Origin of the sequence: Bacillus thuringiensis (assembly GCF_022095615.2) — a bacterium.
Taxonomy (GTDB): Bacteria; Bacillota; Bacilli; order Bacillales; family Bacillaceae_G; genus Bacillus_A; species Bacillus_A cereus_AG.
Window position 1 is genome coordinate 1,396,934 of the sequence record NZ_CP155559.1, and the last position, 15,352, is coordinate 1,412,285.

Sequence of the window (15,352 nt, forward strand, 5' to 3'; positions counted from 1 at the left end):
TTATTTCTAACAATAGAAAAAAATATGTCATAATAGAGAAAAGAACAAGCTTTCATGAATATGACTCATTAATGAGAGATAAAGGAGAGAAATATGAAAAAAAATAAAAAAGGATTATGGGGAATTATAGTTGCCATAGGTTTGTTTCTACTTTCTAAGTTAAAGTGGGTATTTGCAATTTTTAAATTAGCGAAATTTTCAACGGTATTTAGTATGTTTCTATCACTTGGTGCATACGCAGTTATATATGGTTGGAAATTTGGAGTAGCGCTCATTTATTTATTGTTTATTCATGAAATGGGTCATTTATGGGCTGCGAAAAGAAAGGGTATACCAACATCGCCAGCAATATTTATTCCATTTATGGGCGCTCTTATTGGGATGAAAGAGATGCCGAAAAATGCAAAAGATGAAGCTTACATCGCCTACATGGGACCTCTTTTCGGGTTGTTGTCATTTTTACCTGCGATTCCACTTTATATAATAACGAAAGAGCCATTTTGGGCATTAATTATTTTACTTGGAAGTATGATTAACTTCTTTAACTTGATTCCAGTTTCTCCATTAGATGGTGGGCGAATTATCTCAGTTGTAAGCACAAAGATTTGGGGAGCGGGCCTTATTGTATTGCTCGGTTATTCCATTTACTTTAAAAGTATTTTGGGAGGATTTATTTTTATTATCGGCTGTATGGAATTATATAGAGTAATAAAGAGAGATGAGCCAATCAAGGAATTAGGATATAGAATTGATGGAATGAAAGAATATGTTGCAAGGCTTGAAGAGGAGTTAAAAGAAACAGGTGCGGTGCATCGAAATATATATATGATGCAACATGAAATAAATATATTAAGGCAAAAAGAAAGAGAGAAAGAATTAAAAGTAGGAGAACTTCAAAAGATTGAAGTGTTAGAGCACCTTTTACCAAAGTTTGAGCCGCTTGATTACGTTCCATATGAAGATGAAAAAGAAACGCATACAATTCATATAAGAGAAGCATTTGAAGTGTCAGAAAGGAAATTACAGGAATGGGATACAGAAAAGAGACAACAAGAAAACTATTATAAAGTGGATACGAAAACGAAATGGACGGTATTTGCTTGTTATATCGGACTAATGGCTATTCTTGGTTATACAGCTTATGAAGGGTACATTGTTTTACAAGAGCATTTGCCAAGGCGAAGTGTGTAGAAAAATAGTGTCGAAATGATGGGAAGGATTTGTACAGGAATTATAATTCTACGAGAGAATGTTACAAGTATAGTCATACATTGTAATATCTTTAGTAGAGAAGGAGTTCTGTATATGAAGAAATTGTTACGTGTATTCGGGGTTATTATCGTGATGATCATTGCGAGTTATAGTCTTATGAAAGTGCTGTTACATTATGCGAATAAGCCTGCTGAGGTAAATACAATAGCTCAAATAGAAGATGCGCAAGAAGAGACGAAAGTGCTAGATTTTATTCGTATGACGCATGAGAGTTATAATAATTTCTTAAATTATGGTAAAGCAGAGAATTATACAGAAGGGGACTGGAACCAATTTAAACAATGGTTTCAACAACAAGAACCATCTTTAAAAAATATACATACGGAAATAAAGAATGAAAAAATAAAACGCGATGTAAATAGAAGCTATGAAATTGTGAAAAAAGGTGTGGAACTTCAAAATATTGAGTATGTAGTGTATGCCCACCGTGTATATCATGACTTAGATATTATCGTAAATAAATATAGAGGTGAAACGAACATCTGGGGGTATACAGAGTTTGGCGATGGGAAAGATATAAGGGTAATTGAACAAGCAATACAGTCTAAATAATAAGCTAGCTAGCATTCTAGTTGGCTTATTTTCTTTTTGTAAGTGCAATGTTCATATATTTTTCACAAAAACACCGTGTTAATAGTGATTAAAATCACAATCTGTATTATACAATTCAGTTAAACTAAAAACAGTTAAGGAAATAGAGGAGTGGGATACAATGTTAAGTGCAAAAACAATTGAAATCGTAAAGTCAACAGTACCATTATTACAAGAAAAAGGCGTTGAAATTACAACGAGATTTTATGAAATTTTATTTTCGGAACATCCGGAGTTATTGAACATTTTCAACCATACGAATCAGAAAAAGGGAAGACAACAACAAGCGTTAGCGAATGCTGTTTATGCAGCTGCAACGTACATTGATAATTTAGAAGCAATTATTCCAGTTGTAAAGCAAATTGGTCATAAGCATAGAAGTTTAGGTATTAAAGCTGAACATTATCCGATTGTAGGTACATGTTTACTACGTGCAATTAAAGAGGTTGCAGGTGCACCTGATGAAGTTTTAAATGCATGGGGAGAAGCATATGGTGTCATTGCTGATGCATTCATTAGCATTGAAGCAGAGATGTATGAAGAAGCAGCACATAAAGAAGGTGGATGGAAAGATTTCCGTAACTTTGTGGTTGTTAAAAAAGTGAAGGAAAGCGATGTTATTACATCATTTTATTTAAAACCTGAAGATGGAGGGGAAGTTTCTTCATACATCCCAGGACAATATGTAACGATTCAAATAAATATAGAAGGTGAAACGTATACACATAATCGTCAATACAGTTTATCAGATGCTCCTGGAAAAGAATTTTATCGTATTAGTGTAAAGAAAGAAAAAGGTGTAGATACACCAGACGGTAAAGTGTCTAATTACTTACATGAACATGTGAAAGAAGGAGATATTTTACCAGTAAGTGCACCAGCAGGAGATTTCGTATTAAATATGGATTCAACATTACCAGTTGTACTAATTAGTGGTGGAGTAGGGATTACACCGATGATGAGTATGTTAAATACGTTAATTGAACAAGATTCAAAACGTAATGTATATTTTGTTCATGCAGCGATAAATAGTAATACACATGCAATGAAAGAACATGTTAAGGCAGTAGACAATGAATATGAACAAGTTAAAGCCTATACTTGTTATTCTGCACCAACTGAAAAAGATTTGGAAATGAAGAACTTTGATAAAGAAGGATTTATTGAAGCAGAATGGTTACAAACTATTATTCCGACAACTGAAGCAGAATTTTATTTCTGTGGTCCAGTAGCATTTATGAAGCATATAAATGCTGCACTAACTGATTTAGGTGTGAAACAAGAGCATATTCATTATGAATTTTTCGGTCCAGCCACAAGCTTACAATAAGACGGGTGAGAATAAGCAAAAAAACGAGGTATTTATTTTACCTCGTTTTTTATTTGTTCTCGTAATAAACGGTTTACTGTTTCGCGACGTATACCTATGAGTTGACCAATTTCAGTTTGCGTTAATATTTCATATATAGGAATGTCACCCAAATATAATGTGAACCATTCTTGTAAACGATGAAGACGTTCTTTCGGAGAGACGGTTGTCAATTGATCGATACGCTGCTGCATCATTCTTAATTTTGATTGTAATTGCATAGCAATATTTGCGTATGATGCGGGATTTGCCTGAAGTTGATCGTACCATTCACTACTAATGATAGGTTCAACTTCTGTTTTCATTAAAGCGATTGCTGTACCGTGATACTCCTTTGGTGAAATTAAAGAATGGTGAGGTATCGTTTCACCTGGAACAATAATGTTGAATAAAAATGGTGTTCCATCTTCTTCGATCCTTACTACTTTTAATAAGCCTGTTTTTATAAAATATAAAGGACCGTCCTCGCCTTGACGGAATAGTACATCTCCTTTGTGTAGAATCAATGTTAGCCCCCCATGTAAACATTTCTATTTCTTTTATTGTAGCGTATATGTATAAAGACAATATGCTATTTAAACAGCAATTTCATTGACGAAATGTATGCTATTACAGTAGTATACTATTTAGTGTGTCATAGTACTAGCAATGAATACGCTGTAGGGGGTTTAGTATATTGTTAGATGCGATAAAAATGACGGATATGAGAATTCCGGCGAATGCTATCATTCATGTAGAAGAGATGAAAGGTGGAGTCGTATTATCCGTTGAAGTAGATGGCCAAATTATTTATACGATGGCTTATGATGAAGAAACAGATAGTTATGCTGAATTATATGATCGAAACGATAAGAGGGCGTGCCAAGTACATGAGGATTTTATGGGATGGTCACTTCTTCATTAAAAAAGATGTCAATATGACATCTTTTTTTATTAAACCGATAGAATATACAAAGAAATGAAATATAAGGATAAAATTTGTAATAAATGATTTTGCATTGTTAGCACTTTGTAACTGCAAGTAAACTATTTTTTCGCTATCATAAAGATAACAGTCGCAGTTATAGGAGTGGTCAACTTGAAGAAAGTACATATTTCAAATTATATGCTATTATGTGTTTGTTTAATTTTATTTGTTCTCTTAGGAGGATTTTTATATTCATGTGTATAAGAAAAAACGTATTCTAAAAAGAACACGTTATAAAAAAGAAGTAATAATTAATCTAGTCCCGAGAATAATTAATGTGATACGTAATAAATTAATTACGGCTTTACCACTTAATTTTGTATTGATATAAGCCCCGATTTTTCCGCCAATCCATGCACCAGGAATAAGAATTAATGCATAAATCCAGCTGACATTTCCAAGGGAGATGTGAGTTGCAGAACTTACAATGGCTGATAGAAATACGATAAACATCGAAGTTGCTACAGCGATATGTGCTGGGAATGCAAAAAGTAGCATCATTGCTGGAACAAGTAAGGCACCGCCACCAATTCCGAATAACCCAGATATAAAACCAACTATAAAGGCGATAAAGATGGCGAGAAGCGGTGGAAATTGATAGTGTACAGTGTTTCCTTCGTTATCTGTAAAAGAACGTTTAATTACAGTCATATTTGATAAAGAAAGAGGGTTTAATTTGTCTCGTAACATAAGAAGAATAGAGACAAAAATAAGGAAAATCCCAAAATATAAAGAAAATGTATCTTGGTTTAAAAATTTGTTTGCCCACGAGCCGATGATACCACCAGGGCCACTTCCGATAAATAAAATAAGTCCACTTTTGTAATCTACTCGTTTATGCTTCATATAAGTAAGGGTGGAAGATAGTCCTGTGAAAACGACTGTTACCATTGAAGTTCCTACTGCAAGTTGTGGTGATAGACTGTGTAATCCGATTAATAACGGAACAATAATAATTCCGCCACCAAGCCCGACTAGACTCCCGACTGTCCCGGCGATTAGCCCGATGAAAAGTAACATGATGTATTCCAAAATTGCCAACTCCTCTATATAACTTATCCACCAATTATTATACACGCTTTTTCATGAGAAAAAGGTTTGTTCACAAAAAAGTCGTCTTCCTAGAAAAATAAGGAAGACGACTTTTGATTAAAAGATTAAATGTAATAAAGAGTAAAATAAAGCAGCTAAAGAAGCTGAAATAGGAAGTGTGATAACCCAAGTAATTAACATGCGTTTTGCAGTTCCCCATTTTACACCTTTCACACGATGAGAAGCACCAACCCCTAAAATAGAAGAAGAGATAACGTGCGTCGTACTAACTGGTAAGTGAATGAATGTTGCACCGAAAATAACAAGTGATGATGATAAATCGGCAGCTACACCATTTACAGGACGAATTTTCATAATTTGTCCACCGACAGTTTTAATAATTTTCCATCCACCGACAGAAGTACCAAGACCCATTGCAATCGCACAACATAATTGTACCCAGAATGGGATGTCGCTAGAAGTATGATAGTTATTAGCCATAAGAGCCATCGTAATGATTCCCATTGCTTTTTGCGCATCATTTGTACCATGTGTATAAGCTTGTAATGCAGCAGTGAAAATTTGGAATATACGGAAGTTTTTGTTCGTCTTCGTTAAATTAAAGTTTTTAAAGACTACTTTAAATATACTGTATACGATATAACCAATAACAAAAGCGATAATCGGTGAAATGATTAAAGCTTCAAGAATTTTTATGAACCCTTTAAGATTTAATGAGCTAATACCGGCCGCAGCGATAGCTGCACCTGCGATTGAGCCAATGATTGCATGCGAAGAACTACTTGGAATACCATAGTACCAAGTGATCAAATTCCATGCTATTGCCGCAAGTAAAGCAGCTAAAATTACAAGAGAACCATTTTGCAAGGCAAATGGATCAACGATATCTTTTGTAATTGTTTTTGCTACACCTGTAAATGTCATCGCACCTAAAAAATTCATAATAGCTGCCATAATAATTGCATGTCTAGGCTTTAGAGCTTTCGTTGAAACAGCCGTTGCAATAGCATTTGCTGTATCGTGAAATCCATTAATAAAGTCAAAAGCTAAAGCGCAAATGACTACTAAAACGGTCAGTAACAAGAGTGTATCCATGATCAAACTCCTTACGCGTTCTTCATAATAATTGTTTCTAATACGTTTGCAACGCTTTGGCAGCTATCCGCTACTTCTTCAAGCTCTTCGTAAATCTCTTTGTATTGAATAATTTTAATCGGATCTTTCTCACGAGAGAATAAGTGCTTAATCGCATGACGGCGAATATCATCACATTGTGATTCGTAATCCTTAATCTTAATCGCGTTCGTACGAATGTCGACTAACTTCTTTTTAGACAGTAGTTCAACAGAATTTGCAATCTCAATCGCACATTGATTAATTGCTTCAACGAATTTAATCATGTATTCATCAGCTTCTGTAATAGAATACATTTCGAATAGACCAGCACTATGATCTAATCCGTCTAATACATCATCCATACTCATTGCAAGTTGTAGGATGTCCTCACGTTCAATTGGAGTAATAAACGCTTTGTTTAGCTCCATAATGATTTCGTGAATAAATGAGTCACCTTTTGACTCATACTCTTTCATGCGCATAGAAAACTCTTTTAAATCGCTAGCATTTTTAATTTTATACTCCACGAAAAACTGCGCGCCTTCTTTTAAATTTTCTGAAACATTCATTAACATTTCAGAAAATTTATCTTTTTTTGATTTAAATACCATTATTAGTTACCCCCACAAAAGTAATATATGTAAAATATATTGGCTAATCAATTCTAACAAAAAACTGTCGTTTTTTAAAACATTTTATCGAAAAGTTTACAAAAACTTAACATAACTCTTATTGTTGTATTAATAATATTAATAATCAATAATGAATATCTTACTTGTAGAATGTCCTTTTCTTGCAAAAAGTATGAATGTGAAAGAAAAGCTTTACACTATAGGAAGGACTACGTTATTATAATAAATTTAAAAGGAGGTATATTCTTCCTTTTGAAAAGAAGAGTGTAAACAAACGAAGGAAGTGAACGAATGAAATTGAAGAACACTCACTTAAAAAAAATGCAGGAGTGGTTCAACAAGAGGAAGAAACTTCGTAACTCATTAATTGTATTAGGGAGTTTACTCGCTACTCTATTTATTGCTATAAATATAATAATTTCCATTCAAGACATATCTGAATTAAAACAAGCTGTTCCGCAACCGACCTTAATTTATGATGCAAATAATGAAGTTGCGACTAAATTAGCTTCTTCTAAAACAGAAGGTGTTAAAAGGAAAGATATTCCTGACATTATGGTTCAGGCAATTGTTGCAGTAGAAGATAAGGAGTTTTTTAACCATCACGGTATTTACTATAGTGGAATTATAAGTGCAGTTTTTAAAAATATTACAGCAGGAGAAGTTGTAGCGGGGGGAAGTACAATTACGCAACAACTTGCGAAAAATGTATTTCTGACACAAGACCGCACGTTCTCGCGTAAAATAAAGGAATATTTTTTAACCAAAAAAATAGAACGTACGTATACGAAAGATGAAATTATCGAAATGTATATGAATCAAATTTATTTCGGTGAAGGTGCTTGGGGCATAAAAAGGGCAGCTAAGTCTTATTTTGATAAAGATGTAAAAGATTTAACAATTTCAGAGGCTGCAACGATTGCTGGCTTGATTAAAGCACCGTCTGCGTATTCGCCTTATAAAAACTTTAATAAATCAATCGAACGACGTAATGTTGTATTAAGTTTAATGAAAGAGCAAGGATATATTTCTGACGAACAATATAATAAAGAAAAAGAGAGCGGTCTTGTGTTAAAACGTGGTGTTGATGATAAATACAAGGGAAAATACTCTCAATATGTAGACTATATTGTTAGGGAAGCAATGGACAAGTACGAATTAACACAAAATGAAATTTTAGCAGGTGGTTATCGTATTTATACAGAACTTGATCCGAAAAAACAACAAGCTGTAGAAGACGTTGTGAATAATGAGAGTTATTTCAAAGATAATGGCTCAGACCAGCTTATGCAGACGGGTGTAGTTCTTATGAATCCAAAAACAGGTGGTGTACCAGCTTTAGTTGGAGGTAGAGGACCGTATCAGTTTTTACAGTTTAACCATGCAACCCAATTAAAAAGACAACCTGGATCAACGTTAAAGCCTCTGGCTGTATATGTACCAGCGTTAGAGCAAGGGTATGAAGTATACGATATATTAAAAGATGAACCATTTAATATTAAAGAATATAAACCGCAAAATAGTGATCATACTTTTCACGGTGATGTGACAATGTATGAAGCTGTGGCAAAGTCGTACAATGTTTCAGCTGTTTGGCTATTAGAGCAAATTGGATTAGATAAAGGATTGAAATCTTTAGAGCGATTTGGTATTCCATTAGTGCCAGAAGATCGTACGTATCCAATTGCTCTAGGCGGGATGCATGTGGGAACCTCTCCATTTGTAATGGCTCAAGCGTATAGTACATTTGCAAATGACGGTGTTCAAGTGGAAGCTCATGCGATTAGGGAGATACAAAATGCTGAAGGTGAAACGATTGGAAAGTGGTATAAGAAAGAGACTCGGGTTACGAGCGAGAAAATTGCTCAAAAGATGACATATTTATTAAAAGGTGTTGTCGAAAAAGGAACGGGCGAAAAGGCGAAAGTTAATAATGTTGATACGGCAGGTAAGACAGGAACAACTCAAATTGTAAATGGACCAAGCACCGGTGCAAAGGATTCGTGGTTTGTTGGATACACACCAGATTTAGTAGGTGCGATTTGGGTAGGATATGATAAAACAGATAGCGATCATTATGTTCCGGGCGGGAGTCAAATTACGACGACAATGTTCCGGGATATTATGAAAAAAGCGGATGCAAATCCAGCTCAAAAAGCATTTCAGTTATCGCTCATATCTGAGGCTGATTATAAAAAACAATTGAATACAATAGAAGAGGAAAAACGAAGAAAAGAAGAAGAGAAGAGAAGGAAAGAAGAGGAACAACAAAGAAAAAAAGAGCAACAAGAGTGGCTTGATAAAGTGAAAGAATGGATTCCATCATTTTGGTAAAAGAAAGAGGCGAATAACGAAATTCGCCTCTTTTTCGTATGAAAAATAAAATGCAACTTTAATCGGTGGAGATTTTTGTCGATTTCTACTAGCTATTAATCCATATCCATTGAGATAGATGATATTAATCGTTAAGTAGAATGTTTGTACTGCCAAACGATTCGGAATCGTAGGTGATGATTATTTTGCCTTTACTAATAGGTTCGTAAGGTAATTCTTCTTCATAATCACCATTATTTTCATTGTGGATAGAAAGTGTAATTTCATCGATTTCTTTATTTGTATATTGATTTTTAATCGTTTCAGCAATTTGAAGTAACGCTTCGGAACTAGAAGCTTGCGTAATAAGCATTCCTTTTATAACTTTTTTTTCATTTTTTGTAGCATTGGAATAAGGGATGTTGCTTTGTTTTGTATACAAAAGTTTGTATGGAACAGTTTTTCTCTCTGCTTTTGATATAGTGGAATATTTTAGAGTTAAAAAAAATCCTACACATAAAATAATGCATACCATAAGAGCAAACCAAATGCGCATTAGTGACATCCCTCTCATTTTCATCCCTCTTTCATATCTTTGACTTCACTATTTATCATACAAAATGAGGATTAAGATAGAGTAAATTTGAGGTAAAGAAACGTAAAGAAAGAGCACTTATCCTCCCAAATAAGTGCTCCTTTTTATTAAAAGAGAGATTTAATAGACAATCGACAACCTATTACTTATAAATGTGCTTGGTCACTTCAAAATAGTATTGAAAATTGTGATTAGTAAATTCGGAAGACCGAAAGTATAGCAGTTGTTTCGCCTGTGTTAGGAATAGAAATAGTATTTGCTGTAGGTTGTACAGAAATTGTTGTACCAGCTTGTAAAGTAACGATTGTAGAGAAAGAAACTGCACTACCGATAACGTTAGTTGAAAAATTACGACTAGGTGGTTGGCCGTTAAATGAAAGACCGAAGCCAAATGGTGAAGAACCTGGGAAAGTTGTAGATGCAGAGAAACTAATATCATATACACCAGTTTCTAAAACAGTTAGAGTATCAGAACCATTAAAGGAGATGTTTGTTAATTCAAATGTTTCATTGAATTGTACATTGCTTCCCGGTGATACTGTTTGTGCAATTGTGTTTCCTAATACAGCTGTAGTTACAGGAATTGGAGTACCCGCTGCTCCTGTCGCGCCAGTAGCGCCAGCCGGTCCTTGAGCACCAGTAGCACCAGTAGCACCTTGAGCGCCAGCTGGTCCTTGAGCACCAGTAGCACCTTGAGCGCCAGCCGGTCCTTGAGCACCAGTAGCACCTTGAGCGCCAGCTGGTCCTTGAGCACCAGTAGCACCTTGAGCGCCAGCTGGTCCTTGAGCACCAGTAGCACCTTGAGCGCCAGCCGGTCCTTGAGCACCAGTAGCACCTTGAGCGCCGGCTGGTCCTTGAGCACCAGTAGCACCTTGAGCGCCAGCCGGTCCTTGAGCACCAGTAGCACCTTGAGCACCGGCTGGTCCTTGAGCACCAGTAGCACCTTGAGCGCCGGCCGGTCCTTGAGCACCAGTAGCACCTTGAGCGCCGGCTGGTCCTTGAGCACCAGTAGCACCTTGAGCACCGGCTGGTCCTTGAGCACCAGTAGCACCTTGAGCGCCAGCCGGTCCTTGAGCACCAGTAGCACCTTGAGCACCGGCTGGTCCTTGAGCACCAGTAGCACCTTGAGCGCCGGCCGGTCCTTGAGCACCAGTAGCACCTTGAGCGCCGGCTGGTCCTTGAGCACCAGTAGCACCTTGAGCGCCGGCTGGTCCTTGAGCACCAGTAGCACCTTGAGCGCCAGCCGGTCCTTGAGCACCAGTAGCACCTTGAGCGCCAGCTGGTCCTTGAATACCTTGAGCACCTTGAGGTCCAGTAGCGCCTTGAGCACCAGTAGCACCTTGAGCACCGGCTGGTCCTTGAGCGCCAGTAGCACCTTGAGCGCCAGCTGGTCCTTGAATACCTTGAGCACCTTGAGGTCCAGTAGCGCCTTGAGCACCCGCTGGTCCTTGAGCACCAGTAGCACCTTGAGCGCCGGCTGGTCCTTGAGCACCAGTAGCACCTTGAGCGCCGGCTGGTCCTTGAGCACCAGTAGCACCTTGAGCGCCAGCTGGTCCTTGAGCACCAGTAGCACCTTGAGCGCCAGCTGGTCCTTGAGCACCAGTAGCACCTTGAGCGCCGGCTGGTCCTTGAGCACCAGTAGCACCTTGAGCGCCGGCTGGTCCTTGAGCACCAGTAGCACCTTGAGCGCCAGCTGGTCCTTGAATACCTTGAGCACCTTGAGGTCCAGTAGCGCCTTGAGCACCCGCTGGTCCCTGGGCACCTTGAGGTCCTTGAGCACCAGTAGCGCCTTGAGCGCCAGCTGGTCCTTGAGCACCGGTAGCACCTTGAGCACCAGCCGGTCCTTGAGGTCCAGTAGCACCTTGAGGTCCAGTAGCACCAGTAGCACCTGTTGCTCCTCCTCCAAGGCAACCTGATCCGTATTGGACTAGGATAGTTTGAATCTCTGTTATGAGTTTAACTAGTTTGTCGATAGTGGAGCAATCTACTTTGAATAACTTAGCGATATACAATAAATAATTAAGCAAGCTTTGTAGCTCAACGTACAATGCTCCGCATGAGAAAGGTTTTGTTCTTAGAATAGTTAATAGATTAGCAATAATAGAATTTCCAATTTGTTTTTGTGCTGGAGATAAATCTAAGCAATTGAGGAATTTTTGTAGGTTATTTAGGGCAGCGATCAAGTTATCGATATGATTTTGAGAAGGGTTTTGAAAGACCGCTTGAATAGCTTGGCCAAGAGCTTGAAGAAGTCTAACGAATTCTGTAAGTTCGGACTTAGAGATGTTAATATAACTACAAGCTCTTACTTCGCAACAATCATTACCATAAAATACTTTTCCTTTATTTTTATTGTTCATCTTTTCATTCCTTTCTTTCATAGAATCAATAGTCATTACTATATATTAAAATGAAATTTATACTAAATTCGTGATGGACAAACTACCATTTCTAAAAAAATAAGAAATCGGCCCTCTTAGCAAAAATAAGTAAGATAAAGAGAAGGTTTATATAATGTAAAGACGAAAAGTTCAACATAAAAAACTGCATGCTAATTGTTGTAGGTATTTAACAATTGGCATGCAGTTTGTGGAGGAGTACCTCATTTGTATTCATTCAATTTTTCCAAAGTCGTTTTAGGTAAAATTGGAATTGAAACGGTAAAAGTTGTACCATCTTGATTACTAGTCATTTTTAATGTACCGTTATGATTTTGAATAATTTTCTTCGTTACTGACAAGCCCAGTCCTGTGCCTGAATCTTTTGTTGAGAAGAATGGATCAAAGATATATTCTTGAATGGCTGGAGGAATACCAATTCCATTATCAGTGAAAGTAATACGAACAAAGTTATTAAGGCGATAACTAGTGATTTGGATAGAAAGTTTTTTTTCGCCTTGAGCGTCGACAGCGTTCTGAAATAGGTTTAAAAAAACTTGCACAAGTTCATGACGATCAATATGGACTAATACATCATCTAATTCGGTAGAAAAAGTATAGTCAATTGAAATATTATGTAAAAAGACTTCACTAGCTAGTAACTGTTGAATATACTCACGTAAAAATGTATTAATAGGAAACGGTTCTCTTGTAAAATCGCGTGTTTTTGAAATAGCTAAAAATTTTGTAATAATACTATTTGCGCGGTCTAATTCAGGAATAAGTAAGTTTTTAAATAATTCTTTATTAGATGAAGAAACAGTTTCTTGTAAAAATTGTAAATAACCTCGTACGGTTGTAAGAGGATTACGTACTTCATGCGCAATACCAGCTGCGATTCGCCCTGCTAAAGAAAATTTCTCTGCATCACGTTCCGTGTTTAAATAATGAAAGACACTAATAACTCTAAAAATCTCTCCGTTATAATCACGAATAATTCGGTTATTTAAAATGCCATAGTTTTTGTCTAACACTTCTTCATTATATATTTCTGTACCCGTTCTTAATGTTTCAAGAGCTTTAATTTTTTCTTCTGGCAATTTTAGTAATTGTTGGATTGGTTTTCCGATTATATCATTTCGTATTACACCAAAATCATCTGCTGCAGCTTGGTTACATAAAGTGATATTTCCTTTAGCATTAACAAAGGTTACATGATGTGAAAAAGCATCAAAAATATGAACAAAGTATGTTTCAAGTTGCTCAAATAAAAATAATGAATCACAAGTAAGTTGAAAATCAGCCTCTTTATTTTCTTTTTGTATGTTTTGGATGGAATGAGTCGTTCTCGTTTTCTTTATTTGTAAACCAATATGTGGATTTTTGTATGTGAAATGATGTGGTAATTGATTCACAAGCTCTTCATAAAAACGTACTTTATTTTCTAGTTCTTCTATTCGTTTTTCATGAGATACAATATCATCGTTTGGAAGCATAAATAAATAACCCCTCAATTCAAAAATTCTTCCATCTAGTATATCATATTTTTATACGGATACTCTTAAAGAAGGGGCTACTTAATGAAATTGATTAGCCGAAGTGTTCGGGAAGTGAAAAAGGGAGGGATATATTTGCTTTTCATTGGAGTGACAGGGTGGGGAGATCATGATTCTTTATATATAGACCCCTATGAAAATAGAAATAAATTACGAACATATAGTGAGTATTTTCCTATAGTGGAAGTGGATAGTTCATTTTATGCGATGCAACCTGCACGAAACTATACAAAATGGGCAATGGAAACACCGAAAGATTTTGCTTTTATCGTAAAAGCATATCAAGGAATGACAGGACATATGAAAGGTGAAATCCCTTTTTCTACGTTTGATGAGATGTTTGATGTGTATAAACAATCTATTCTTCCTTTAATAGAAGCTGATAAATTAAAAACGATTTTATTTCAATATCCACCATGGTTTGATTGTAAAAAGAAAAATGTAGATTTTCTTCGATATACGAAAGAAAAAATGGAAGGTTTGCCGTGTGCTATAGAATTTCGAAATCAAACATGGTTTTATCCAGAAATGAGAGATAAGACGTTACAGTTTCTAGAGCAGGAGAAATGGATTCATACAATTTGTGACGAGCCACAGGCGGGGATAGGTTCGGTACCGCTCGTTTTAGAAGTAACGAATGCAGAGATGGTGTTAATACGTTTTCATGGTCGAAATGTTCATGGATGGCTTGATAAAGGGGAAAATTGGAGAGCAGTTCGCTGTTTATATCGCTACAATAATAAAGAACTAAAAGAATGGGTAGAGAGACTAGAGCAATTAAAAAAGAAGACAAAGGGCATATATGTACTATTTAATAATAATTCGGGCGGAGATGCAGCGGATAATGCGAAACAGCTTATGAAAATGATGAACATTACATATGGTGAGCCGAAACCTGAGCAATTAAATTTGTTTGAATGATGATAAATAAGAAAGGCACTGTACAAACAGGGGGAATGTACAGTGCCTTTCTATATGAAAAAGAGGGGTAACAATGTTACTGAGCGTTTGGTTGATTCATCAATTGTTGGCTTCGTAATAAATGATAATGGTTATCATTATCATTGTCAATAGTTTTCCGAAAAATAAATAAAAAACTTTTTATGAGACATTAACGGGTAGGAAGATACCTGATAAAAAGTTTGGCTGAAGTAAAGAAGTTTTTCGGGGTAGAATGCTAGTAAACTCCTGATAAAGTATCAAAAAAAAGAACAGCAATTAATGCTGTTCTTTTCCAGTGACGAATTGTTGTAAATCAAAAGGAGTTATCGCTTGGATAAATTCTTTTGAGATAAGTGTTTGAACAAGAGTACTCTCAGAAATGGAAGCACCTGTTTTCTTTTCATAAGCTTGTTTTAATAAATCAAGTTTTTCAGCCGTTTCTTTCGGTAATTCGATTGTTAATGTGTTCATAATTTCTCCCCCTTACTATTAGAGTACCACTACAATATAGGAGAGACAAGGAAAGAGAATGTGAAACATAAAAAAGGTTACCATTTATAAATGGTAA

The 15,352-nt window shown here is 36.2% G+C and carries 14 protein-coding genes; 6 read left to right on the top strand and 8 right to left on the bottom strand.

Features of this window, described 5'->3' with window-relative positions:
• The first annotated feature begins 93 nt into the window (after nt 1–93).
• The 3 genes from KZZ19_RS07255 (at nt 94) to hmpA (ending at nt 3,193) form a co-directional block, all read left to right on the top strand.
• Complete coding sequence (locus tag KZZ19_RS07255; RefSeq protein ID WP_237980010.1) at nt 94–1,191, top strand: site-2 protease family protein; 1,098 nt, start codon at nt 94–96, stop codon at nt 1,189–1,191.
• A gap of 114 nt (nt 1,192–1,305) precedes the next feature.
• Nucleotides 1,306–1,824: a hypothetical protein gene (locus KZZ19_RS07260; protein ID WP_237980012.1), complete on the top strand. Its 519-nt coding sequence runs from the start codon at nt 1,306–1,308 to the stop codon at nt 1,822–1,824.
• Between the two features lie 160 nt (nt 1,825–1,984).
• Nucleotides 1,985–3,193: an NO-inducible flavohemoprotein gene (hmpA, locus tag KZZ19_RS07265; RefSeq protein ID WP_237980013.1), complete on the top strand. Its 1,209-nt coding sequence runs from the start codon at nt 1,985–1,987 to the stop codon at nt 3,191–3,193.
• A 32-nt stretch (nt 3,194–3,225) separates the two neighbouring features.
• On the opposite strand, the gene KZZ19_RS07270 is transcribed toward hmpA, so the two are convergent.
• Nucleotides 3,226–3,738: a Crp/Fnr family transcriptional regulator gene (locus KZZ19_RS07270; RefSeq protein WP_000600576.1), complete on the bottom strand. Its 513-nt coding sequence runs from the start codon at nt 3,736–3,738 to the stop codon at nt 3,226–3,228.
• 170 nt (nt 3,739–3,908) lie between these two features.
• Between KZZ19_RS07270 and KZZ19_RS07275 the strand changes: the two genes are divergently transcribed.
• Entirely contained in the window at nt 3,909–4,136 is a 228-nt protein-coding gene (locus KZZ19_RS07275; protein ID WP_000882907.1) for a hypothetical protein, read from the top strand.
• A gap of 294 nt (nt 4,137–4,430) precedes the next feature.
• On the opposite strand, the gene KZZ19_RS07280 is transcribed toward KZZ19_RS07275, so the two are convergent.
• From KZZ19_RS07280 to KZZ19_RS07290, 3 genes are all read right to left on the bottom strand, one after another.
• On the bottom strand, nt 4,431–5,231 hold the full coding sequence (locus KZZ19_RS07280) for a sulfite exporter TauE/SafE family protein (protein WP_000455763.1): 801 nt from the start codon (nt 5,229–5,231) through the stop codon (nt 4,431–4,433).
• A gap of 117 nt (nt 5,232–5,348) precedes the next feature.
• Nucleotides 5,349–6,347 (bottom strand): inorganic phosphate transporter, encoded by a 999-nt coding sequence (locus KZZ19_RS07285; protein ID WP_088095732.1) that lies wholly within the window; start codon nt 6,345–6,347, stop codon nt 5,349–5,351.
• Nucleotides 6,348–6,358: 11 nt separating this feature from the next.
• Nucleotides 6,359–6,979, bottom strand: coding sequence for a DUF47 domain-containing protein (locus tag KZZ19_RS07290; protein WP_000231446.1), 621 nt, complete (start codon nt 6,977–6,979; stop codon nt 6,359–6,361).
• A gap of 312 nt (nt 6,980–7,291) precedes the next feature.
• On the opposite strand from KZZ19_RS07290, the gene KZZ19_RS07295 reads away from it, so the two are divergent.
• Nucleotides 7,292–9,334 (top strand): transglycosylase domain-containing protein, encoded by a 2,043-nt coding sequence (locus KZZ19_RS07295; RefSeq protein ID WP_237980014.1) that lies wholly within the window; start codon nt 7,292–7,294, stop codon nt 9,332–9,334.
• Nucleotides 9,335–9,458: 124 nt separating this feature from the next.
• Here the strand turns inward: KZZ19_RS07295 and KZZ19_RS07300 are convergent, their stop codons facing one another.
• The 3 genes from KZZ19_RS07300 to KZZ19_RS07310 all read right to left on the bottom strand — a co-directional run bounded on the left by KZZ19_RS07300 (nt 9,459) and on the right by KZZ19_RS07310 (nt 13,782).
• Entirely contained in the window at nt 9,459–9,887 is a 429-nt protein-coding gene (locus KZZ19_RS07300) for a hypothetical protein (RefSeq protein WP_237980015.1), read from the bottom strand.
• Between the two features lie 212 nt (nt 9,888–10,099).
• On the bottom strand, nt 10,100–12,268 hold the full coding sequence (locus tag KZZ19_RS07305; protein WP_348638032.1) for a Gly-Xaa-Xaa repeat protein: 2,169 nt from the start codon (nt 12,266–12,268) through the stop codon (nt 10,100–10,102).
• A 242-nt stretch (nt 12,269–12,510) separates the two neighbouring features.
• Nucleotides 12,511–13,782 carry an ATP-binding protein gene (locus tag KZZ19_RS07310; RefSeq protein WP_237982591.1) on the bottom strand — a complete coding sequence of 424 codons (1,272 nt, stop codon included), beginning with the start codon at nt 13,780–13,782 and terminating at the stop codon, nt 12,511–12,513.
• A 135-nt stretch (nt 13,783–13,917) separates the two neighbouring features.
• On the opposite strand from KZZ19_RS07310, the gene KZZ19_RS07315 reads away from it, so the two are divergent.
• Nucleotides 13,918–14,763, top strand: a complete 846-nt coding sequence (locus KZZ19_RS07315; RefSeq protein ID WP_237982590.1) for a DUF72 domain-containing protein — start codon at nt 13,918–13,920, stop codon at nt 14,761–14,763.
• Nucleotides 14,764–15,060: 297 nt separating this feature from the next.
• Here the strand turns inward: KZZ19_RS07315 and KZZ19_RS07320 are convergent, their stop codons facing one another.
• Entirely contained in the window at nt 15,061–15,255 is a 195-nt protein-coding gene (locus KZZ19_RS07320; protein WP_001094861.1) for a DUF3924 domain-containing protein, read from the bottom strand.
• Nucleotides 15,256–15,352: the final 97 nt, after the last annotated feature.

Bases quoted from the DNA above. Each gene is read 5' to 3' on its own strand.
- KZZ19_RS07260 (WP_237980012.1), top strand. From the start codon at position 1,306: ATGAAGAAATTGTTACGTGTATTCGGGGTTATTATCGTGATGATCATT.
- KZZ19_RS07305 (WP_348638032.1), bottom strand. From the start codon at position 12,268: ATGAACAATAAAAATAAAGGAAAAGTATTTTATGGTAATGATTGTTGC.
- KZZ19_RS07255 (WP_237980010.1), top strand. From the start codon at position 94: ATGAAAAAAAATAAAAAAGGATTATGGGGAATTATAGTTGCCATAGGT.
- KZZ19_RS07290 (WP_000231446.1), bottom strand. From the start codon at position 6,979: ATGGTATTTAAATCAAAAAAAGATAAATTTTCTGAAATGTTAATGAAT.
- KZZ19_RS07285 (WP_088095732.1), bottom strand. From the start codon at position 6,347: ATGGATACACTCTTGTTACTGACCGTTTTAGTAGTCATTTGCGCTTTA.
- KZZ19_RS07310 (WP_237982591.1), bottom strand. From the start codon at position 13,782: ATGCTTCCAAACGATGATATTGTATCTCATGAAAAACGAATAGAAGAA.
- KZZ19_RS07320 (WP_001094861.1), bottom strand. From the start codon at position 15,255: ATGAACACATTAACAATCGAATTACCGAAAGAAACGGCTGAAAAACTT.
- KZZ19_RS07300 (WP_237980015.1), bottom strand. From the start codon at position 9,887: ATGAGAGGGATGTCACTAATGCGCATTTGGTTTGCTCTTATGGTATGC.
- hmpA (WP_237980013.1), top strand. From the start codon at position 1,985: ATGTTAAGTGCAAAAACAATTGAAATCGTAAAGTCAACAGTACCATTA.
- KZZ19_RS07295 (WP_237980014.1), top strand. From the start codon at position 7,292: ATGAAATTGAAGAACACTCACTTAAAAAAAATGCAGGAGTGGTTCAAC.